At 30.6% G+C, this 22,405-nt stretch carries 18 protein-coding genes; 11 read left to right on the top strand and 7 right to left on the bottom strand.

What is annotated here, in order from left to right; translation table 11 throughout:
* Nucleotides 1-220 precede the first annotated feature (220 nt).
* The 4 genes from KQH81_RS13080 to KQH81_RS13065 all read left to right on the top strand — a co-directional run bounded on the left by KQH81_RS13080 (nt 221) and on the right by KQH81_RS13065 (nt 5,060).
* Entirely contained in the window at nt 221-1,672 is a 1,452-nt protein-coding gene (locus KQH81_RS13080; protein WP_168972394.1) for a sensor histidine kinase, read from the top strand.
* Between the two features lie 90 nt (nt 1,673-1,762).
* A complete protein-coding gene (locus tag KQH81_RS13075; RefSeq protein ID WP_027640135.1) occupies nt 1,763-3,226 on the top strand; it encodes an aminoacyl-histidine dipeptidase in 1,464 nt (487 codons plus the stop codon).
* Nucleotides 3,227-3,341: 115 nt separating this feature from the next.
* Nucleotides 3,342-4,136, top strand: a complete 795-nt coding sequence (locus KQH81_RS13070; RefSeq protein ID WP_027640136.1) for a rhomboid family intramembrane serine protease — start codon at nt 3,342-3,344, stop codon at nt 4,134-4,136.
* Nucleotides 4,137-4,235: 99 nt separating this feature from the next.
* Nucleotides 4,236-5,060 carry an alpha/beta fold hydrolase gene (locus KQH81_RS13065; RefSeq protein ID WP_178311336.1) on the top strand — a complete coding sequence of 275 codons (825 nt, stop codon included), beginning with the start codon at nt 4,236-4,238 and terminating at the stop codon, nt 5,058-5,060.
* 60 nt (nt 5,061-5,120) lie between these two features.
* Here KQH81_RS13065 and KQH81_RS13060 read toward each other — a convergent pair whose 3' ends face one another.
* Nucleotides 5,121-6,533, bottom strand: a complete 1,413-nt coding sequence (locus KQH81_RS13060) for a HAMP domain-containing sensor histidine kinase (protein WP_051196383.1) — start codon at nt 6,531-6,533, stop codon at nt 5,121-5,123.
* Between the two features lies 1 nt (nt 6,534).
* Nucleotides 6,535-7,218, bottom strand: a complete 684-nt coding sequence (locus KQH81_RS13055) for a response regulator transcription factor (RefSeq protein WP_027640139.1) — start codon at nt 7,216-7,218, stop codon at nt 6,535-6,537.
* Between the two features lie 162 nt (nt 7,219-7,380).
* Between KQH81_RS13055 and KQH81_RS13050 the strand changes: the two genes are divergently transcribed.
* The 4 genes from KQH81_RS13050 (at nt 7,381) to KQH81_RS13035 (ending at nt 12,652) form a co-directional block, all read left to right on the top strand.
* Entirely contained in the window at nt 7,381-8,331 is a 951-nt protein-coding gene (locus KQH81_RS13050; protein ID WP_051196384.1) for an alpha/beta hydrolase, read from the top strand.
* Nucleotides 8,332-8,521: 190 nt separating this feature from the next.
* Nucleotides 8,522-9,022: a TspO/MBR family protein gene (locus KQH81_RS13045; protein ID WP_027640141.1), complete on the top strand. Its 501-nt coding sequence runs from the start codon at nt 8,522-8,524 to the stop codon at nt 9,020-9,022.
* A 197-nt stretch (nt 9,023-9,219) separates the two neighbouring features.
* Nucleotides 9,220-10,371: an amidohydrolase gene (locus KQH81_RS13040; RefSeq protein WP_027640142.1), complete on the top strand. Its 1,152-nt coding sequence runs from the start codon at nt 9,220-9,222 to the stop codon at nt 10,369-10,371.
* Between the two features lie 121 nt (nt 10,372-10,492).
* A complete protein-coding gene (locus KQH81_RS13035) occupies nt 10,493-12,652 on the top strand; it encodes a type IA DNA topoisomerase (RefSeq protein WP_027640143.1) in 2,160 nt (719 codons plus the stop codon).
* Nucleotides 12,653-12,734: 82 nt separating this feature from the next.
* On the opposite strand, the gene KQH81_RS13030 is transcribed toward KQH81_RS13035, so the two are convergent.
* Complete coding sequence (locus KQH81_RS13030) at nt 12,735-13,133, bottom strand: hypothetical protein (protein ID WP_035771425.1); 399 nt, start codon at nt 13,131-13,133, stop codon at nt 12,735-12,737.
* 204 nt (nt 13,134-13,337) lie between these two features.
* Between KQH81_RS13030 and KQH81_RS13025 the strand changes: the two genes are divergently transcribed.
* On the top strand, nt 13,338-15,536 hold the full coding sequence (locus KQH81_RS13025; RefSeq protein WP_027640145.1) for a VIT and vWA domain-containing protein: 2,199 nt from the start codon (nt 13,338-13,340) through the stop codon (nt 15,534-15,536).
* A gap of 24 nt (nt 15,537-15,560) precedes the next feature.
* Here KQH81_RS13025 and KQH81_RS13020 read toward each other — a convergent pair whose 3' ends face one another.
* The 4 genes from KQH81_RS13020 to KQH81_RS13005 form a co-directional block, all read right to left on the bottom strand.
* Complete coding sequence (locus KQH81_RS13020) at nt 15,561-16,397, bottom strand: tetratricopeptide repeat protein (RefSeq protein ID WP_051196385.1); 837 nt, start codon at nt 16,395-16,397, stop codon at nt 15,561-15,563.
* A gap of 85 nt (nt 16,398-16,482) precedes the next feature.
* Entirely contained in the window at nt 16,483-17,268 is a 786-nt protein-coding gene (locus tag KQH81_RS13015) for an ABC transporter permease (protein WP_027640146.1), read from the bottom strand.
* Complete coding sequence (locus KQH81_RS13010; RefSeq protein ID WP_027640147.1) at nt 17,261-18,025, bottom strand: ABC transporter ATP-binding protein; 765 nt, start codon at nt 18,023-18,025, stop codon at nt 17,261-17,263. Before KQH81_RS13010 ends, KQH81_RS13015 begins: the two co-directional genes overlap by 8 nt.
* A 15-nt stretch (nt 18,026-18,040) precedes the next feature.
* Nucleotides 18,041-19,078: an ABC transporter substrate-binding protein gene (locus KQH81_RS13005; protein WP_027640148.1), complete on the bottom strand. Its 1,038-nt coding sequence runs from the start codon at nt 19,076-19,078 to the stop codon at nt 18,041-18,043.
* A 220-nt stretch (nt 19,079-19,298) separates the two neighbouring features.
* Here KQH81_RS13005 and KQH81_RS13000 point away from each other — a divergent pair, with 220 nt between their 5' ends.
* Nucleotides 19,299-20,213, top strand: coding sequence for a hypothetical protein (locus KQH81_RS13000; protein WP_027640149.1), 915 nt, complete (start codon nt 19,299-19,301; stop codon nt 20,211-20,213).
* Between the two features lie 241 nt (nt 20,214-20,454).
* A complete protein-coding gene (locus KQH81_RS12995; protein WP_180269237.1) occupies nt 20,455-22,395 on the top strand; it encodes a BglG family transcription antiterminator in 1,941 nt (646 codons plus the stop codon).
* Nucleotides 22,396-22,405: the final 10 nt, after the last annotated feature.

Genomic DNA, 22,405 nt, shown 5'->3' with positions numbered 1-22,405 from the left:
GGTGCATGCAGCATTTTATTCCGTTTCTTCTCATATACTGTACTTTATTATTATTTTTATAGACTTACCTCATATTAGAAACATATTGATGATTCTGAAGTGCTGTTTTTTGATTCTTAGTTCTATATATTTTATATATGGAATCTTTGAACTTATGAATAGAAAGCTGAAACTTAACATTAGAATTATCAATATTATTATTATAGCAAGCGGTATTATTATGAAAATTTTTAGATATACACCTAGAAATTTTCTGCAATTATATATGAACTTTGTGGGAATAGCTATAATAGTAACATCTATTGTTTATTCAAAAACAATGATACATAAATCCTTATACAAAACTTATACAAAAGTATCTTTAATGGTTTTTGGAATAATAGTATTGTTCTTTAACTATGGACATTCAAATTATTTTTCATTAATAAGCTTTTGTAATACTTACACAGCATTACAGTCTGTTGTTTATTTAAGCTTCTTATTTCTATATTTTCAAAATGTAAAAGACGAACTTATAGAGATTAAAAATAGGCTTCAAAGAAATGAAAATAAGCTTAGAGATATTATAGAAAATCAGAAAGATGTTATTTTTGAGTTAGACGAATATGGAAAATTTACTTTTGTAAGTGATGCAGCTAGAACTATACTTGGGTATAGTGGCAATGAACTCATAGGGAAAAATATAAAAGATATCTTTAAGGTAGATATAGAAACAGGAATAGTAAGAAACGAAGAAAGTTACATGAAAATGGAAGTTATCTTTGAAAGACAAGATAAAAAGAATATTTCATTAGATATAACTTGGAAAAACATAAAAGGAAATTTAAACAAATTTAAAGGAGCAGTAGGATCTATTAGAGACATAACGGATCATAAGCTTTTAGATGAATATATAAAGACAGACAAGATAAAGACGGAGAATTTCACTAATTTATCCCATGATTTAAGAACTCCTCTTAATGTTATTAATAGCACTCTTCAAGTTGTAGACCTTTATAAAAAGGAAAACATTAAAGATCAAGGAGAGAAGTTAGATAACTATCTAGATGTTATGAAAAAAAATGTATATAGACTTATAAAACTTGTGAATAATATTATAGATATTTCAAAATTGGATAGTGGTTTTTATAAGCTTAATTGCACATATGGAAATATGGTTGAAGTTGTAGAAGATACATGTATGCTTGCTGTTGATTATGCTAAGAGTAAAGAAATAACTCTTCAATTTGACACAACAGAAGAAGAGATGTATTCTGATTTTGATGAAGATAAAATAGAAAGAGTGGTTCTTAATTTATTATCAAATGCTCTTCGATTTACACCAAGAGGCGGATATATAATGGTGAATATGAATATGGAAAGTGAAAATATAATTATAAGTATCAAGGATAGTGGCATAGGTATAGAGAAGGAAAAAATAGACCTAATCTTTGATAAATTCACTCAGCTTAATAAGAGCAATTTAAGAGGTACTGCAGGAAGTGGTCTTGGTCTTTCTATTGTAAAGTCGTTAATTGAACTTCATGGCGGCATTATAGAAGTTCATAGTGAAATTAATAAGGGGTCAAACTTTATTATAAGGCTCCCTATAACTAATCATAATAATGGTGAAAAATCAGCATTATTAGCAAGAAGCAAGGAAAATATAAAGATAGAATTAGGTGACATATAGAACGAATTCCTAAAATAACAAATATTAGGAAGGAGTTTTAAATATATAGTCGAATACTAAAATAAATGCAAATTAGGGGGTAAAAATAACATGGAAAATAGAATATTAAAAGACTTAGAACCTCAATCAGTATTTAAATACTTTGAAGAATTATCACAGATTCCAAGAGGTTCAGGAAATGAAAAGGCAATTAGTGATTATTTGGTAAATTTTGCAAAGAAACTAAATCTTGAAGTTAAACAAGATAAAGCATTGAATGTTATAATAAAAAAGCCAGCTACAGCTGGATATGAAAAAGCTGAACCTGTTATAATACAAGGTCATATGGACATGGTATGTGAGAAGAATAAAGGAACAGAGCATAACTTTGAAACAGACCCATTGCAGCTTAGAATAGATGGGGATTATGTATATGCAACCGATACAACATTGGGAGCTGATAATGGAATAGCAGTAGCTTATGCTATGGCTATATTAGCATCAAATGATATAGCTCATCCAGCTTTAGAAGTTCTTGTAACAAGCGAAGAAGAGACAGGAATGGGAGGAGCTACAGCCTTAGATAAGAATGATGTAGTTGGAAGAACTTTAATAAATATAGACTCTGAAGAAGAGGGAACTCTTTTAGTAAGCTGTGCTGGAGGAATAAGAACCTGTGCTACACTTCCAATCTGCTGGATTGATGGACCAAATTCAAATGTAGTTGACTGTTCTATAGTTGTATCTGGGCTTAGAGGCGGACACTCCGGAATGGATATCAACAAAGAAAGAGGAAATGCAAATAAGATTTTAGGAAGAGTTCTTATGAAACTTCTTAATTCTGTAGACCTATATATAGTTAACTTAAATGGGGGCGCAAAAGCAAATGCTATACCAAGAGAAGCAGATGCTACTATAAAAGTATACGAAAATTCACTTTCTCTAATAAATTCAAAGATAGAAAATTTAAATGAAATTTTACAAAATGAATTAAAGTCTTCTGATCCAGGAGTTAAAATTGAACTTAAAGTCTTAGATAAGACTACAAGCAAATGTTTCTCCAAGATTTCAACAGAGAAAGCTGTAAGTCTTTTATGCTTAATGCCAAATGGCGTTAAGAGCATGAGCATTGATATACCAGGACTTGTACAAAGTTCGGTAAATCTAGGAGTTGTAATTACTGGCAAAAATGAAATAGAATTCGATAGTGCTGTAAGAAGTTCAGTAGGATCTTTAAAAGATGAAATAGTGAATGAAACAGTTATATTATCAGAGCTTCTAGGAGCTAGGATAAATGCTCACAGCTCATATCCAGAATGGCAGTATGATAAGAATTCTAAAATTCGCAAGGTTTTTGAAGAGACTTATGAAAAACTATATGGAGAGAAGCCAGAAATAGCAGCACTTCATGCTGGTCTTGAATGTGGTCTTTTTAAAGAAAAATTTGGAGAAATAGATATGATTTCATTTGGACCTAACCTTTATGACGTTCATACTCCAAATGAGCATATGAGCATAAGCTCAGTAAAGAAGAATTGGGAATATCTTGTTGAAGTATTAAGAAATTTAAAATAGTTTAAAATATATTTACAAAGAGGCTGTCTTAAGGTAGCCTCTTTAAATTTAATTTTACTTTTATTGTGTAGATACTATATAATTATAATTAACTGACGAAGGGAGGAGTGACCATATGAAGTTTTTGGACCGTATGGAGCGAAAATTTGGCAGATTTGCTATAAAAAATTTAATGACATACATCATAAGTGCCAATGCAATATTTTACGTTCTTATATACTTATTAGGAAATACTAAGTTGTGGAATCTTATGATATTGATACCCGAAAGAGTTATGCATGGTGAAATCTGGAGACTTATAACATTTATACTCATACCGCCAAATACAAGTCCGTTGTGGATAGTATTCACGCTATATTTTTATTATCTTGCTGGAAGCGGTTTGGAGTCTCATTGGGGGTCTTTCAAATTCAATATGTACTACTTATGCGGGGTTATAGGAACAATCATAGGAACCTTTATAAGCGGAAGTGTAAGCATAGGTGCTACTTTTATAAATTTATCTCTATTCTTAGCTTTTGCAAAGCTATATCCTAATTTTGAGCTTTTAGTATTCCTTGTACTTCCAGTACCTATAAAAATACTAGCTTGGATAGATTGGTTCTATATAATATACAACATAGTAGTTGCACCAAATAATGCTGTAAGAATAGCAGCTATATTTGCTGTATTAAACTACTTCTTATTCTTTGGAAAAGATATGGTGAAGACTGTGAAGCTTAAGAAGACTGTAGCAGACAATAGGGACTTTAGAGTTATTACAAATACTGAAAAACCTTATATTCATAAATGCACAGTTTGTGGAATAACAGAAAATGATGACCCAGATATGGAATTTAGATATTGTTCTAAATGCTCAGGGGCAAGAGAGTATTGCATGAAGCATATAAAGGATCATGAGCATATATAAGTGATTTTACGTCCAAGGAGATTATTTCTTCTTGGACGTTATTTGTAATATAATATTATTGGAAAAATCATATGTAGTTCAAAAGGAGAAAGAAAATTTATGAGATGTAATATAGATGATATATGGATAAATTATGAGGTTATAGGTGAAGGGAAACCAATTCTTATGATTCATGGCTTTTATGCTGATCATAGGCTTATGAAGGGGTGTATGGAACCTATATTTAAAGATTTATACGGGTATAAAAGAATTTATATAGATCTTCCAGGAATGGGAAAGACAAATGGCTCTGAAAAGATAACTTGCTCAGACAATATTTTAGATATAGTTCTTGAATTTATAAATAAAGTTATACCAGAAGAAAAATTTCTCCTTGCTGGAGAATCTTTTGGTGGATATATTTCGAGGGGAATAATATATAATATGGCTGATAGAGTAGATGGACTTTGTCTCATATGCCCAGTTATATATGCTTATATGGATAAGAGAAATGTTGATAATCATGTGATTTTACATCGAGATGAAGAACTTTTATCCCGTCTTTCAGATGAGGATTTAGATATGTTTGACAAATCTTCAGTAGTTCAAAGCAGAAGGATTTTTGAGAGATATAGAAATGATGTGCTTTCAGGTATTAAAATAAGAGAAAAAGATTTTTTAAGAAATATTAAAAAATATGGGTATGAATATTCTTTTGATGTTGATGTTTTAGAACACAAATTCTTAAAACCATCATTAATACTTTTAGGAAGACAGGATTCTAGTGTAGGCTATCGTGATGCTATATCAATTTTAGAAAACTATCCAAGAGCAACCTTTGCTATTATAGACAAGTGTGGACATAATCTTCAAATAGAACAAGAGAGATTATTTAATGAGCTTGTAAAGGAATGGATAATGAGGACTCGGGAAGAAAATAAGTAAAATAACGAAGAGTGAAAGGCTTTTAAGTCTTTCACTCTTTATAATTTAAAAATAAACTTATTATAGATTTTCTGATAATAAAGTAATTACGAAAATACAACCCTTATTTATGTCGCTATATAGTTCTATAGTACCATTATGCTTTTCTATTATATCTTTTGCTATAGCAAGACCAAGGCCATTTCCTCCGCTTTTAGAATTACGTGAATCATCAACCCTTACAAAGGGATTGAATATATCATGTTGTAGGGAGGCTGGGATTCCTATTCCATTGTCTTCAATGGTTATAATAAATGAGTTTTTTGAGGATTTCCCAGAAATTTTTACTTTAGTTCCATCAGGATTATATTTTATTGAGTTATTTATTATATTAGATAAAGCTCTATACATATGCTTTTCATCTATTTTGAGCATAAAAGGTTCTTCCATTATATCAAAATCATAATCAAACTTATTTTTATCAAATTCAGGAATGTAGAAAGCTATTATTTCTCTTAAAAATTCACATATATCACTGTTTATTAATGTAAGTTTAAAGTCAATACTTTGAAGCTTAGAGAAATCAAATAAATCTTGTAAAAGTTCATTTGCTCTCTGGCTATTATTATTTATAACCTCAAGATATTTCTTTTTATCCTCATTTGGGATATTTTCTTCTAAAATGAGATTTGAATAACCTAAGATACTTGACAATGGATTTTTTAAATCATGGGATATGTCAAGTATAAGTCTTCTTCTACTTTCTTCAGATTTTTCACGAAGCATCATTTCATCCTGAATTTTTTGTGCCATTATATTAAAAGAATCCTTTAATTCACCAAACTCATTTTCAGAATAAATAGCAATTCGTGTGGAATAATCTCCTTTAGCAAAACGATTTGCTCCTTCCGTTAAAAGCTCAAGAGGTTTTACAAAATCTCTTGATGATAGCCTAGAGTAAAAGATAAAAAATATAGCGATTATAGAAAATCCGCTTAATAGTGATAGTGCTATAAATACCCTAGGACTTAATCTTTTCTTTGGAGGATGAATATCTTTTTCACCGCTTTCTGGTATAGCTACTACTAAAAGAAAATCTTTATTTTTATTATAACTGCTTCTATAGGAATACCCATCTTCTAAATTTTCAAATTGGCTGCTTAATATTATCTTATTATAATCTTCTAAACTATAATGAGATTTTGGATTAGGATTCGTTCCTCTAGTATAAACTACATTATTGTTTTTATCTATAACCTCTACAAAACCTCCTGAAGATTCAATAGTGGAGGTATCGATCAAAGTATAATCATCCATCATTATTTCCTCTGGCTCAGACATAACGTTTGAAGTATTAAAGAAGAGAAAAAATGCAAACATTCCTACTATTATAGAGGTTATAATAATAAGTAGAGTCATGGAAAAAGCTAAAAATACATAGTTACGAAGCAGGGAATTAGCAATCTTATGCTTATATTTTTTATTGCAGCTCATATTATAGACTTTCAAGCTTGTAGCCTATACCTCGGATAGTTTTTAGGTATTTAGGCTCTCTGGGATTGTCCTCTATTTTTTCTCTAATATGGCTTATGTGTACCATTATTGTATTATCATCGCCATAATAAGTATCTTTCCAAACCTGCTCATAAATTTGTTTTTTAGTATATACTTTTCCTGGATTCTCCATAAGAAGCTCCATTATTTTATACTCTTTAGCATTAAGCTCTATAGGGGCATCATTTTTGCATAAAGCGCAACTATCTCTACATAGAGATAAATCCCCAACGTATAAGATGTTTTTTCCTTTTCCATTAGTAAATTTATAGTATCTTCTTAATTGGGCATTGACCCTTGCTATAAGTACCATTGCAGAAAATGGTTTAACTACATAGTCATCAGCTCCTAGATTTAATCCTGCTATTTTATCGGTATCTTCACCTCGAGCAGTTACCATAATAACTGGTATTTCACTAGTTTCTCGTATATTTTTAAGGACAGAAAATCCGTCCATTATTGGCATCATTACATCTAGAATAGCTAAATCAATATTATTATTCCTAAAAGTTTCTATGGCTGACATTCCATCAAAGGTTTTAAAAACGTTGAATCCTTCCTTTGTCAGATGCAGGGCCATAAGTTCGCATATATCTTGTTCATCTTCAGCTATCAGTATATTCAAAGCATTTCACCTACCTATAATTTTCTATATGTATAAATTAATAAAATAATTATATCATAATGTAATTACATTATGATTACGATAAAGTGTAGATTTCTTAAAAAATATTATATAAAATAAGTTTAAAGATGTTTTTATGAAATACAGATGAGGTGAGTAAGTGTGAAAAGAAAAAACTTTAAGTTTATAGATAGTCGTGGAATAAAATTAAATTGCTATAAGTGGGAAAATATTACATGTGATATGCCTAAGGCTATCGTTCAGATTTCTCATGGTATGTCAGAAAATATATTAAGGTATGATGAGTTTGCAAGAGAACTTGTAGAAGTAGGATTTACTGTCTATGGACATGATCATAGAGGACATGGGGAAACTGCAGCATCAATAGATGATTTAGGATATATGGATGATAAGGACAATTTTCATTCTATGGTATATGATTTAAAAGATATGAATGATCTTATTAAAAGAGAAAACGAAGGAATACCTATTATTTTATTTGGTCACAGTATGGGTTCTTTCTTATCTCAAAGGTATATAGAGCTTTACGGAGACAGCATAGATGGGCTTATATTGTCAGGATCTAATGGAAAGCAGAAAGCTATAAATAATCTTGGAATTCCTATATCATATTTGGAGATGAAAATCTTTGGAAGAAGAAAGCAAAGTAAACTTATGGATAAGCTTTCTTTTGGAAGCTTTAATAATAACTTTAAGCCTGTTAGAACTAACTGTGACTGGCTTACAAGAGATGAAAAAGAAGTGGACAAGTATTTAAATAATAAATATTGCGGAAATATCTTTACAGCATCTTATTTTTATGATTTATTAAAGGGATTAAAAGAAATTCATAAAGAGAGTAATTTAAAAAAAATACCAAAATCATTAAACATATATATTCTAGCTGGAAGTAAAGATCCTGTTGGAGAAAACGGAAAAGGAATTATAAATCTATATAACCTTTATAAGAAGCTTGGAATAAAAAATGTTTCCTATAAGCTATACGATGGAGCAAGACATGAGATATTAAATGAAATAAATAGGGATGAAGTCATAAACGATATAAAAAATATCTTAGAAGAAATACTTTCAAAAACTATTGTATATTCATAATACATTAGTATAAAATGGAATATCTCCTCATAATATTTAATAAACCGAATTCTTAGATTTAGGTTTAAAGTCATCTTAAGCATAGAAGTCTTTGTCTATGGACATGTCTGTTGTTATTTCTTATCTGAAAAGATGTGGGAGTGTTACAACGGCTAGTCATGAGATGAAACATATGGGGAGGGTCTTTTTTATGAAAAAAGGAAATAAAGAAAAGAAGAAAGTTGACATAGGTGCTCTCATAATAAGTCTGATTATATCAGTAGGAGGGGGCTTCATAGCTGGAATTTTTAATAAAAATTCCATACTTATGTACTCTAATTTACAAAAGCCTGTATTTTCTCCGCCAGCTATAGTATTTCCAATAGTTTGGACAATTCTTTATATATTAATGGGAATAGCCGCATATAGAGTATACATGGTAATAAAAGAAACTAATACCTCAAAGATTCCATTAGTGTTCTATGGAATTCAGCTTATTCTAAATTTCTTATGGCCATTCCTTTTCTTTAATTTTAGACTATATGGTTTAGCGTTTGTAGAGCTTGTAGTGCTATTTATTTTCATAATTTTAACTACCATAGCATTTTTTAAGAGAGATAAGGTGGCAGGAATGTTGATGATACCTTATGCGGCTTGGGTAGCTTTTGCAGGAGTATTAAACTTTTTTGTATGGATGCTAAATGAGATGTGATTAACAAGTTTTAGGTTTGAACACCCATATCTAGATTATATATGGGTGTTTTATATTTGTAATGAACATTAATATATAAACATTTTAAGCAATACAATTTTAAAAAAAGTAGTACAGATATTTAAATAATAACAAGGCTTTTATATTACTTATATAGAAAAAGATAGTATAGATAATTTAAAAGGAGGCTATAACATATGCTTATAAAAAATGGAAAGATATACACCATGGCAGAGGATGTATATGAAAATGGTGATATATTAATTGAGGATGGAAAGATAAAAAAGGTAGCAAGGGAGATAAAGGATTACTCCGGAGAAATAATAGACGCTAGTGGAGCTGTGGTTATACCTGGAATGATAGATGCGCATTGTCATTTAGGAATGTGGGAATCAGGCATGGGCTTTGAAGGTAATGATGGGAATGAAGCCACTGACCCAATAACTCCAGAAATGAGAGCTATAGATGGTATCAATCCTATGGATCATTATTTTGACGTAGCCGTCGAAGCTGGAATAACTACAGTTATGACTGGGCCAGGAAGTGCTAATGTTGTAGGTGGACAATTTGTTGTAATGAAAACTTATGGAAACAATGTAGACAAGATGAAAATAGTTGAACCAGCTGCTATGAAAATAGCTTTTGGAGAAAATCCAAAGAGAGTATATAACGGAAAGGGTAAAATGCCTTCAACTAGAATGGGTACAGCAGCACTTCTTAGAAAAACTATTACGGAAGCAGAAAACTACAAAGCTAAGAAAGAAAATGCAGAAAAGAAAGGTGAATATTTTGAGAAGAATATAAAGATGGAAGCTTTCTTACCAGTACTTGAAGGTAAAATGCCGCTAAAGGCTCACTGCCATAGAGCTGATGATATATTAACTGCAATAAGAATAGCTAAAGAATTTGATTTAAAATTGACTTTAGATCATTGTTCAGAAGGGCATTTAATAAGTGACGACGTTAAGGAATCAGGATGTCCAGCTATAATAGGACCAACTATGTCGAATAAATCTAAGATAGAGGTTAAAAATAAGAGCTTTGAAACACCAGCAGCGCTTATGCATAAGGGGGTAAAAGTTGCTATAATGACAGATCACCCAGTTATAGAAATAAATTATCTTCCAATATGTGCAGGACTTGCTCAAAAAGCAGGAAATTTAACTTTTGAAGAGGCACTAAGCACAATAACAATAAATGCAGCAGAAATATTAGGTGTTTCAGATAGATTAGGTTCTATAGAAGAAGGAAAAGATGCTGATGTGGTAATCTTAGATGGCAATCCCCTAGATACTTATACCAACACTTTATATACAATAATAAATGGAGAAGTAGTATATAAAAGATAAATATAAACTTCCTAGACAAGTAGTTCTAGGAAGTTTTTAATTTGTAAATTATTAAAAAAAACGTATAATAGAAATAGAAAACTATACTAATAGTCGTAGCAATTAGGAGGAAACTTCAACAATGAAAAAAGTTATAATAGCAGAAAAGCCTTCTGTAGCTAAGAATATTGCAGATGCTTTCAAGATAAAAACTAGAAAAGATGGATACTTTGAAGGAGAAATCTATATAGTTACCTGGGCTTTTGGACATCTGCTTCAGTTATATGATGCTAAGGATTATGATGCTAATATGAAGGGCTGGAGGCTTGAAAAGTTTCCTTTTATACCACAAGGATTTAAGTATAAGATTAAAAGTGACAGTGTAAATAAAGCTATGGTGGATAAGGGAGCTCAAAAGCAGATAGAAACTATAAAAAATCTTATAGATAGAAATGATGTAGATGGAATTATCTCTGCAACAGACTTTGATAGGGAAGGACAGCTTATTGGAGATGAACTTTTCATGTATTTTCATGAAAAAAAGCCTGTTTTTAGAATACTTTTGAATGAATGGACAGCAGAAGAAGTAAAAAAGGGTATGGAGAAGTTAAAGGCCAATGAGGAAATGAAATCTCTTAGGGATGCTGGAATAGGAAGGCAATGGGCAGACTGGATAATAGGAATAAATTTAACCTCTGTGGCAACCTTAAGATATAGTACCAATAAAAAAGGTATAATAAATATCGGAAGGGTACTTCTTCCAACATTAAAGATTATTTATGACAGAGACAAGGAGATTGAAAACTTTCAGGCAACTACTTATTATAAATTATCAGCAGATTTTAAGAATAAAAGCAATGAGGAATTTCAAGGAATCTACTATGAAAATGAAAGTGAAAAGTTTGAGGATAAGGAAAAGCTAGAAGAAATTAAAAAGCTTTTGAAAGATAAAAGCGGACAGATAATGGAGAAGCAGATAGAAAAGAAAAAAGAATATCCGCCTCTTTTATTTAACCTTTCAAATCTTCAAGGACACATAACGAGCAAATATAAGGGGTGGACTTCGGATAAAGTTTTAAAGGTTGCTCAGTCTCTTTATGAAAAGAAATTCATAACTTATCCGAGAACAGGTAGTGTGGCCTTAGAGGAAAGCTTAAAAGATAGGACACAAAAAGTTCTTGATACCTTGAAAAAAGGGCTTCCATATGAAGCTCAGATTAAATTCACTACAAATAAAAGAGTATTTGATAACTCGAAAGTAGAAAGCCACAGTGCTATAGTTCCGACTTACATGAAGCCTCAAGGTTTAACTAAGGATGAATTCATAGTTTATGAGGCTGTAAAAAACAGATTTTTGATGCAGTTCATGCCTATAGCTGAGTTTGAAGAAACTAAGCTTATAATAAAAGTAAATGAACCTAACATACCTGGAGTCTTTATGGCGAAGGGTAAGGTACAAATCGTTGAAGGATGGCGTATTGTAGAAAATATGGAAAGCAAGGATACTATTCTTCCTATGGTTTTAGAAAAGGAAATGGTAGATATAACTAATGCTAAGGTAAATGCTGTAACTAAAAAGCCGCCAAAGCTTCATACTGAAAAAACTCTATTAAGGGTTATGGAGACTTGTGGAAAGAGCTTTAAAGATGAAGAGGATAGCGCAGAGATGATGGCTGCCATCCTTAGTGGGTTTAGCATCGGAACTCCTGCAACTAGAGCAGAAACTATAAAGAAATTAAAGGATGCAGGTTATATAAAATCTAAAGGAAAGAGCCTGACTTGTACAGAGCTAGGAAGAACATTAGTTGAAATATTTCCTGTGAGAGAGTTATTGGATCTAGAGTACACCGGACGTCTTGAAAAAACTCTTTCAGATATAGAAAAAGGAAAATTTCAAAGAGATGAATTTTTAGAAATGATAAAAGATTTTACTGTAAAAGCTACAGAAGCAATAAAGAATGACACATCTATGCTAAAAAATTTTAAGATGGAAGTTCCAGAAGGATATGAAGAAATAGGTAAGTGTCCTATTTGTGGCAATCCAGTTATAGAAACAGAAAAAGCTTTTGGCTGTACAAATTGGAAAAATGGCTGCAAGTACACCATATGGAAAGAGGACAAATTTATAGCATCCTTTAATAAGCCGGTTAACCGTGCTATGGTAGAGCTTCTTCTTAAAAATGGTAAAGTTGGTTTCAGAAATCTAAAGAGCCGAAAGGGTAATGTATTTAGTGCCTATTTTAAGTATGAAAAAGATGAGGAAACTGGATACTTTAAATGGAAGATGGAGTTTATAGAGTAAAAAAATCAAATAGGATTTTAAGAAAGTATCTATGATGAAAATTTAAATCATCATAGATACTTTTGTTTATAATTCTTAAAAACTATTTTAAATCATCTATAACCTTTGAGAGTGCAAGTGCTAGATTATCTCCTTTTGAATTATCTCTAGTGAAAGAGATATTGCCTTGTTTTAATTTTATTTCTATTATTTCTGTAGAGTCTTTGTCATATACCTTAAATTCCTCTATATCTTCTAGAGAAATTTTATCTACACTTCTAACTTCTTCAGCGTAACCTATGGCAACATGTCCTATAGCAGCTAAGTAAAGAGAATCCTTTGTCAAAACCATTATGATGTTGTTAGCTATATCTCCGCCAGCTACAAGCAAGTTACCTATAAAGTTGTTTATCATATCTTTTGTAGTTACAGGTTTAGAAACTTTAATCTTCATTATCATGTCTTCATCTTTTAGTTTAAGTGCTAGATTTAATTCATCCATAATAGTTCCTCCAGATTTATTTGTAATTATATGGTTCAATTATACACTAATGTATTTAATAGTGAAATAAAATTTGATGTTTATGTAAAATATATAATTGAAATAAAAAGTTGAATTTCTATGAGAAGGAAAGAAATAGACAGTAAAAGTGCGGAATGTTATAATATTCTAAAGTGTTTGTGTGAATAGGAGGAAGTGTTGTAAATGAAAACATATAGATTTCATAATAAAAACCTTGAAGAATTACCTGTCATACTTAAGAACGTAGTAATAAGCGGAAATATATGTGGTGAGTTTGTTGAATTTGTAATGGAGCAAACTTTTGAAAACATAGGTGAAGACAATATAGAGGCTATATATAGCTTCCCAATACCTGATACTGGAATCATAACGGGACTTGAAGTTTCTTTAGGAGGACGCAGTATCAAAGCTATGGTAGAAGAAAAGGCAAAGGCAAAAGAACTTTGGGATAAAGCACTGGAAGAGGGAGTAAACACTCTAAACTTAGAAGGGGACAGTGACAATATATACAATATAACCATAGGAAATATTCTACCAAATGAAGTTGTGAAGATAAAGATATCTTATATGGACCAATTGACATTAGAGGATGAAGTATATAAGCTTATCATTCCAGAAATAGAAGGTCCAATAGGAATAAATCGTGGACTAAAAGAGAACGCAAGTGATTATGATGTGTCTATGAATTTACTGATAGAGTCTTTTGAAAGATTAAAAATATGGAGTCCATCTCATGATATTGAAAAGGAATATGGTAGTCAAACTCTAGTTAAAGTAACTTTAAAGAAGGGGGAGACACTAAATAGAGAATTCGTACTTCTTATGGAGGAAGAAACAGAATATGAGTTTAGTGCTATGTCTTATAGTTTTCCAAAACATATAAAGGATGAAAGTATAGTTTATCTAAAGGTATTCCCTGATATGGATGAGGACGAAAGTAAAAAGCCAGTTAATTATCTTTTTTTGATGGATATATCAAATGATATGGGTGATAATAACCTAAGCGAGATTAAGACTTCGTTATCATTAGGATTAAGAAATCTTAATAAGGAAGATAGATTTAATATATTGGCATTTCATGATGAGTTAAACTCCTTTAGTGATGAATTTTTGAATAGCTCAGAAGAGAATGTAGATAATGCAGTAGCTTGGCTTAAGAAATTGAATTATGGAAATGGTGCTGATATAAGTGAGGCATTAAAGTGGGCATTAAACCAAGGAAATGACTCTGTAATAATTCTATTTACAAATGATGAAGCTGAAAATGAAGAGCAGATTTTAAGATATATAAGAGAGAATGTAAAAGAAAATAGAATCTTTCCAATAGGAGTTGCAGATAAGACTAATAAGTATTTCATAAGGGAGATTGCAGCAATTAGCGGAGGACGTGCTGATTTCATAAAAAGAGAAGAGAAAATAGGAGAGCTTATATTAAGGCAATTTAATAGAATAACAGGGCCTCAAATAGATGTAAGAGAAATATATTTTGGAGGAGAAACCTTAAATACTTATCCAAGAACTATAGAATATATTTATGATATAGAGCCTTTTTCTATATTTGCTAAGATTAAAGGCATAACAAAAGGACCAATTATCATAAAAGGGTTTATAGGAGATAAACCTTTTATTCAAGAAGTTCCAATAGATTCATTTGAATTAAAAGAAAATGCTTATTTAATAGAAAAAGTTTGGATAAGAAAGAGAATAGAGATATTAGAAGAGAGAATGGATTCTTTTAGAGGAATTGAACGAGATGCCATGGAAAGTAAGGTTGTAGAGTTATCTAAAAGCTATGGGATTATAAGCAGTAAGACATCCTTTATCATGACAGAGGTATTAGAAGACCCTCTTTTAGGAATAGCAATTCAAAAGATACTTCCTCTTGATGTTTCGGAGGAAACTATGGAAAGTCTTAGCTATGGATATTTCTTGGATGCACCAGGATTTTTATATAAGATAAGCAAAAATAATAATAATATTTTAGACAATGAAAAGCTGTATAGTAAGATGGCTGAGAATCAAAGAAAAGATGGATCTATATGCGTAGTTGATGCATCGGAAAAAGAAAAGATTAAATCTACTTTAAAAGCATTAATAGCTTTTGCGTCCTGTAAACAAAGCTTAGGTGTTTATGTGAAAATAATAAACAGAGCAATAGCTTATGTATTAAATTATATCAATGAGAATTCTTTAGATAGGTCAGAGCAGTTATTGTATCTTACAGCATTTAGAGCTTTAGCTCTAAAAAATACAATAGTCAAGGACAAAACAGGTGCCTTTAAAGCAGCATACGATAAACTTTTATCCATGATAAATGAACCTCAAGAAATAAGAGATGTAAATGACATAATTGATTTAATTACAATCAAAAACAATCTATAAAAAATGGGCTGCCATAAGGCAGCTCTAATTTTCATTTCCGTTGATTTGCTTTGGGTCAATAGAGTTTAGTAATGATTCAATATCTTCTTTATGTATGGCTGTCAAAAATCCTTGAGGACACTTTAATGCCAACTCTAAAAGCTCCTTAGCCTGATCAATTTTTTCTTCTTTTATATAAATTGAAGCTAAGTAGTAATAAGGTTCTGAGAAAGTTAAATTTCTCTGTGTAAGATTTTCATAAATTTCTTTTGACTTATCATACTGACCTAAGAAATAATAGCTTTCAGCAAGGTTGTCTATTATTATTTCATCATTACTATCATATTCAAAAGCTTCTAAATTAAACTTTAATGCCTTTTCATAGTCTTTTGATAATAAAAGAAGATATCCAAGGCTTTCATAAATCATAAGAGCCTTAAGTTCTAAATTTGCATCTTCTAAAATTTTTATGGCACCTTCTAGATTATCATCTTTCCATTCTATAAGTGCTTTGGTAGTGAAATAATTTATCTTCTCCCTAGGGTCTAAGGCATCATTTTTAACTAGATGCAAAGCTTCTTCAGCTTCCTTTATTCTTTCTTCAATTAAAAGAAGATAAGAATAGCTTATTATAGTTCTAGGTCTGCATGATGAAACTTTTGCAGCTTTACCATACCATTTTAAAGCACCATCTTTATCTCCATTATCAAATTTAGTTTTACCTATCATTGAAAAAAGACTGTATCTAAGAGCAAAAAGTTTGTATGCAAAATAAGCTATAAGTAAAAGCGTACCATAAAGTGGCTTTACTTTTGATACTAGAAAAATTAATAAAAACAATAAACCTACTTCTAACAGTAGTTTTTTTAGTGCACTATTCATAAAACTTCCTCCAAACCGATGTAGTAATGAAAATATTTTAATACTATTATACAATGATTTGGAGGAATATAAAAGAAAGAAAATTCTAAGAATATTTTTTTTCAAATATAGCAACAAATTTGTACATAACGAAAGCGATGATGGATAATACTACAATACTCATCATTACCATATCAAGTTGTGATATTTGACCGCCATATACTATTATGAAACCAAGACCATCTTTTGCTACTAAGAACTCACCCATTATTACACCGACCCAAGATAGTCCTACATTTATCTTTAGCGCGGATATAAATGTAGGTATTGAAGCTGGCATTATAAGATGAGTTAAAATTTGAAGCTTAGATGCACCAAAGGTTTTTAGAAGCTTAATTTTATCTTCATCAACTTCGTTAAAACCTGATAGAACACTTATAATAGTAGTGACTATGGAAATGAGCAAAGTTATAACAATAATAGCAGTAATTCCATTACCAACCCAGAAGATTATAATAGGAGCTAAAGCTATCTTTGGAAGAGCATTTAAGACTATTAAATAAGGCTCTAAAACTTTAGAAACAAAGGTTGACCACCAAAGAAGCATTGCAATCAGTGTACCTAATACAGTTCCTAAAGTAAAGCCCACTATAGTTTCATATACGGTTATACCTGTATGCTTAAGCAAGGTGCCTTCAGTATAAAATTCCATAAAACTCTTCCACATTCTAGAAGGACTGCTGGTTAGGAATGGATCTATCCACTTTTCTTGTGCAGCTATTTCCCATAGTGCTATAAGGAATACTAAAAGAAGTATTCTTGTAATGGTTACAATCCATTTATCTCTTGAAAGTTTATTTAAATATTTTTTGTGTTCAAGTTCTTTATTCATTTAAATCCAGCTCCTTCCATATACGATTAAAATATTCTCTGAAAGCTGGAGACTCTCTTCTCTTTAGTGGTGATGAATACTCCGAGTCGATATCTATTTTTATTACATCTTTTAGATAAGCTGGTCTCTTAGAAAGCACTACAATTTTGGAAGATACAGAGACTGCTTCTGAGATATCGTGAGTTACCATTATAGCTGTTTTATTTTCCTTTTTTATTATATTGTATATTTCATCACTTACCATAAGCCTGCTTTGATAGTCAAGAGCTGAAAATGGTTCGTCTAAAAGAAGTATATGGGGGTCAAGGGCTAAAGTCCTTATTAAGGCTACCCTCTGCCTCATACCACCAGAAAGCTCTGAGGGCTTATGATTTTTAAATTCATGAAGTCCATAGTTTGTCAATAGTTCATCTATTTTCTTTTTAGACTTCTCGTTAAGTTTTTTCTTGATTTTTAATCCTAAAATTACGTTTTCCCACACTGTAAGCCATTCAAATAATTGATCTTTTTGAAACATGTACCCTATTTTTTCATTTGGACCTGTTATTAATTCGCCTTCAAGTAAAATATCACCACGTGATGGCTGTATTAGGCCGCATAGTATATTTAATAAAGTAGATTTTCCACATCCCGAAGGGCCTACAATGGATATAAACTCTCCCTCTTCTAGAGAAAAGCTTATATCCGTAAGGGCTTCTGTAACTCCAGTTGGGGAGTGATAATTCATATAAACATTTTTTATATCCATTTCATTCATTACAATTCACCTACTCTATTTTCCAGACACTGCTTTTTCTGCAAATTCATTTGTTACTATATCTTTAAATGCTGGTTTTTTAGCTATTAATTTTGCGTCATATCCTTCTATTAATGACATAAGTCTATTCATATCTTCTTCTTTTATTATAGGAGAAGTAGCTATTGCTTCTATTTCTCTATAGTTTTTCATAACGTTTATTATAATGTCATGGTTAGTTCCAGGGAAGAAACTCTCTATAGCTGTAGCAACTTCTTCATCAGAATGATTTTTAACCCATTGTTGTCCTTTGTATATTGCATTTGTGAATCCTTGAATTATTTCAGGGTTCTTTTCCATATAAGATTTAGTTGAGTAGAAGCAGGTATATGGAAGGTTTCCAACTTCTTTTCCTATAGATGCTGCAATATATCCGCCGTCTTCTTTTTCAAGCATACTAGCTGTTGGCTCAAATAATGCTACATAGTCTTCAGAACCGCTTTTAAATGCACCAGATGTTGCAGTGAAAGCTATATTAGTTACAATTTCAACGTTTTTTCCTTTTTCAATCCCGTGGTTTTTTAGTGCTTGTTCGAGTGACATTTCTGGTACTCCGCCAGGTCTTGCACCAATTATGCTTTTTCCAGTTACATCTTCCCACTTAAAATTAGTTGGTTTTTCTTTTGCAACTAAGAAAGAACCATCTTTTTGAGTTAATTGAGCAAAAACTACAGGCAAATCTTCTCTTCCTTGATTATATATATATATTATTTGTTCAGGACCAGAAAATCCTATATCTGCATTGTTACTTAGTAGTTGTTGCATAGTTTTATCTGCACCTTGACCAGTTGCAAGATCTATGTCTATGCCTTCTTCTTTAAAGTATCCATTGTTTATTGCTACGTACATAGGTGCATAGAATACTGAACGTACAACTTCATTAAGTCTAACTTTAGTAAGTGGCTTTTCTTCTGGCTTTTTTGCGGTGTTGCTATTGCCACATGCTGCCAGTGAAAAAGATAATGCACAGATTAAAACTGCACCTATGAGTTTCTTTAAGTTTCTCCTGTTCATGTTTTTTATACCTCCTCTTGTTAGTTGAATGGTAAATAGTTACTAGTATGGTTTATTATATGAACTTATGTAGGTAAGTGTTAAATTATTTATCTAAAATATAAATAAATAATTTATCTAAACATAAATTAGTAATAATGGTATGTTATAATAAAATATGATAATTATAATGAAAAGTGACATGATAAATATTTTAGATTTTAATGGGGTGGTTAAAGTTATGAAAAGTGGATTAAATGAAATTTTTATGACAGATTTAAAAGAGGGTAAGCTTAAAGAACTTTTAGATTTTGTTAAAAAAGACGATACCCTGAGTCTAGAAATAAGACAGAATTTTATAGAGCTGTATTATAGAGGACAAAAAATTTGCAAAGTAATTTCAGAGAATAATGATTATAAGATTATAGATTTATCTCAAAACAATGATGATATAGAAAGATGCTGTTATGAGTGGACAAGATATATACCACTTATGAAACAGAATATAGATTTTTATCTTCATGATAATCCTAACCTAGAAATGGAATATGGACAGTGCCTTGTTAGAGAAAACAATAGAAATGCTCAATCTGATAAAACGGACTATTATATGGCTTCTATGGAATATAGCAGAGATGAGGAAAATAAAATAAATTTAGTAGGAATAAAGTGGCTTGCAACAGAATCAAGCAGAACAAAAGGTGATAGAATTGCTCTTGCATTTATAGAAATGAAATATGGTGATAAAAAGCCAATTGAGGATTCTATTCTTCAAAAGCATACTGAGGATTTGAATGAGTTTACACAAAATAAGAGAAATTTATTTGGAATATATGAAGATATAGAAATCATATTTAATCAAAAGGTAGAGCTTGGACTTATAAATGGAGTGGATAAGGAGATTACTATAAATAGAAACATAAAACCTGAACTTATATTGGTGGTATCAAGTCATAGGGGAGAAAATCATGAGCTTATAAGTGAAATAAGAAAAGTCACAACATCTTTTGATTACTCAAATCTTGTGCAAAATATAAATATGAAAGTAGCAAAAACTAACTATGCAGGATATGGTCTTTATGAGGAACAGATTTTAAACATTCAAGAGTTTGTGAACGAATGTCAAGATATATGGGGAGTTCATGTAGATTATTAAAAATAATTATTATAGGGGGAAGGCTGAAAGCTAGATTCAGCTTCCCCCTATTTTTATATAATAAATAAGAAAAAGTAGTATATGATGATATTTACTTAAGCATAGAGAAAACGCTCTAATGCATGATATAAATAGACTTATTAAAAGTTAGGTGAAAAGTTCCTCTACTTAAGAGAAAAAAGAGAACTTTTATAAAAAGTATATTGTTGATAACATAATATGTGTAAAGGTGATATGAATGTTGAAAGATACCATAAACTTAAGAAAAAGAACAATTATAACTAAATTACTAAATGCAGAGCTTTATATTACAGGCAAAGATTTAGCAGAGGAACTAAAGCTCTCAGTGAAAACGGTTCAAAACGAAATTAAGGAAATCAATTGCATTTTAAAGAATTATGGATGTGAAGTTGTTTCCAAAAAGGGCTTAGGATATAAGATCGAATATAGAGATTACGAGCAGTATAGTCAGTTAAAAGCCATAATTAAAGAAAATACGGGAGAAGCTTTTCCTACTATAGAAAAGAACCGAGTAGAGTGGCTAATAAAAAAATTGGCTCTTCTATATGTTGATGAGGAAAGAGTAAGTATAAAGCTGGACGAGCTAAGCGATGAACTGTTTATAAGTATGTCTACTTTAAAAAATGACTTGAAAATAGTTAGAAATATTCTTAATGAATATGAATTAGAATTATCAAGATATGGGAATTCTGGTGTAGGAATAAAAGGTGAAGAGGCAAAATTCAGATATTTTATATCTGAGTATATAGTTCATAAGAATGACTGCAAAGATCAGACCAAGTTTTTTGAACTCATAAGTAAAGAGATGGAGAGCACTCTGAAAAATGAGATGATAAAAATAATAAAGAAATATAATTTAAATGTAACTGATTTAGGATTTGAAAATTTATTTAATCATATAATCATTACAGTTACAAGAATTAAGAGTAATAAGCTTATAACATATTCAATCACTAAAAATATGTCATCAGATAAAATTGAGTATAAAGCTTCAGAGGAATTGTGCAGGAAAGTTTCAGAATACTTTTCAATAGAATTCTCAGAAGAAGAGATATCCTATGTATATGAGTACCTAAAAGCTCAAAACAAACTTGTTTTAGAACAGCATTGTGAACTAGACAAGGAAGATGAAAGAAACCTTATTTTGGTGAAAAAGGCTTTAGAAGAAATACATAAAAAAATGGGTATTGATTTTACAAATGATAGCATATTGGTTTTAGGTTTAGTAACTCATCTTAAAAGTCTTATCCATAGAATAAAGCTTGGAATGAAAATAAAAAATGATATGCTTTATGAAATAAAAAAAAGTTATCTTTTAGCATTTGAATTAGCTGAAATATTGGCTTTATTAATAGAAGAAGAAAATGATGTGGTTATGGATGAAAACGAAATTGGCTTTTTAACACTGCACTTTGGAGGTGCATTGGAAAGGATGAACTTAAATAAGAACAAATCAGTTTTAAGAGTAGTGGTAATATGTGCATCAGGGATGGGGACATCAATTCTTATAAAGAGCAAGCTTATATCAAGATTTGGTAAACAAATAGAAGTTGTTGGTGTACATCCATCATATAATGTGGGAAATATAAATTTAGATGAAATAGACCTTATAATTTCAACTGTAAATCTTCAGCTGAAGAGAAAGCCAGTAATACAAATATCACCATTGTTAGTTGAAGAAGATATTAATAAGCTTGAACACTTTATTTCTAAAGGAAGCGAGAACTATAAAATAAATATAAGTTCCTTGTTTAAAGATGATTTATTCTCTGTAGATATAGAATTTAAAGATAGGCTTAAAGCTGTAGAATTTATGGCTAATAGAATGTTTGAATTAGGTTATATAAATGAGAATATGAAAAAATCTTTTATAGATAGAGAAAATTTAGGAACTACAGAAATAGGAAATATGGTAGCTATACCACATGCTGTAGTTGAAAATGTAAAAGTGCCTTGCATATATCCGTGTATATTAAAGAAACCTATAAAATGGGTATATGGTGAAGTACAGCTTATATTTATGTTAGCTTTAGATAAAGAAATTTTTATAGAACATGAAGATATATTTTTAAACATATATGAAAAAATAAATGAATCATACAAGGTAAAGGATATAATATGTAAAAAAAATTTAAATTATATAAGAAATATATATTATTAGGAGGAATAAA

The sequence above is a fragment of the Clostridium cadaveris genome, assembly GCF_020911725.1.
Lineage (GTDB): Bacteria > Bacillota > Clostridia > Clostridiales > Clostridiaceae > Clostridium_X > Clostridium_X cadaveris.
This window is presented reverse-complemented; position numbering and strand designations above follow the sequence as displayed.

Bases quoted from the DNA above. Each gene is read 5' to 3' on its own strand.
- KQH81_RS13060 (WP_051196383.1), bottom strand. From the start codon at position 6,533: ATGAGCTGCAATAAAAAATATAAGCATAAGATTGCTAATTCCCTGCTT.
- KQH81_RS13020 (WP_051196385.1), bottom strand. From the start codon at position 16,397: ATGAATAGTGCACTAAAAAAACTACTGTTAGAAGTAGGTTTATTGTTT.
- KQH81_RS13000 (WP_027640149.1), top strand. From the start codon at position 19,299: ATGAAAAGTGGATTAAATGAAATTTTTATGACAGATTTAAAAGAGGGT.
- KQH81_RS13010 (WP_027640147.1), bottom strand. From the start codon at position 18,025: ATGAATGAAATGGATATAAAAAATGTTTATATGAATTATCACTCCCCA.
- KQH81_RS13025 (WP_027640145.1), top strand. From the start codon at position 13,338: ATGAAAACATATAGATTTCATAATAAAAACCTTGAAGAATTACCTGTC.
- KQH81_RS13080 (WP_168972394.1), top strand. From the start codon at position 221: ATGAAAATTTTTAGATATACACCTAGAAATTTTCTGCAATTATATATG.
- KQH81_RS13035 (WP_027640143.1), top strand. From the start codon at position 10,493: ATGAAAAAAGTTATAATAGCAGAAAAGCCTTCTGTAGCTAAGAATATT.
- KQH81_RS13075 (WP_027640135.1), top strand. From the start codon at position 1,763: ATGGAAAATAGAATATTAAAAGACTTAGAACCTCAATCAGTATTTAAA.
- KQH81_RS13015 (WP_027640146.1), bottom strand. From the start codon at position 17,268: ATGAATAAAGAACTTGAACACAAAAAATATTTAAATAAACTTTCAAGA.
- KQH81_RS13070 (WP_027640136.1), top strand. From the start codon at position 3,342: ATGAAGTTTTTGGACCGTATGGAGCGAAAATTTGGCAGATTTGCTATA.
- KQH81_RS13030 (WP_035771425.1), bottom strand. From the start codon at position 13,133: ATGGATGAATTAAATCTAGCACTTAAACTAAAAGATGAAGACATGATA.
- KQH81_RS13040 (WP_027640142.1), top strand. From the start codon at position 9,220: ATGCTTATAAAAAATGGAAAGATATACACCATGGCAGAGGATGTATAT.
- KQH81_RS13065 (WP_178311336.1), top strand. From the start codon at position 4,236: ATGAGATGTAATATAGATGATATATGGATAAATTATGAGGTTATAGGT.
- KQH81_RS13005 (WP_027640148.1), bottom strand. From the start codon at position 19,078: ATGAACAGGAGAAACTTAAAGAAACTCATAGGTGCAGTTTTAATCTGT.
- KQH81_RS13045 (WP_027640141.1), top strand. From the start codon at position 8,522: ATGAAAAAAGGAAATAAAGAAAAGAAGAAAGTTGACATAGGTGCTCTC.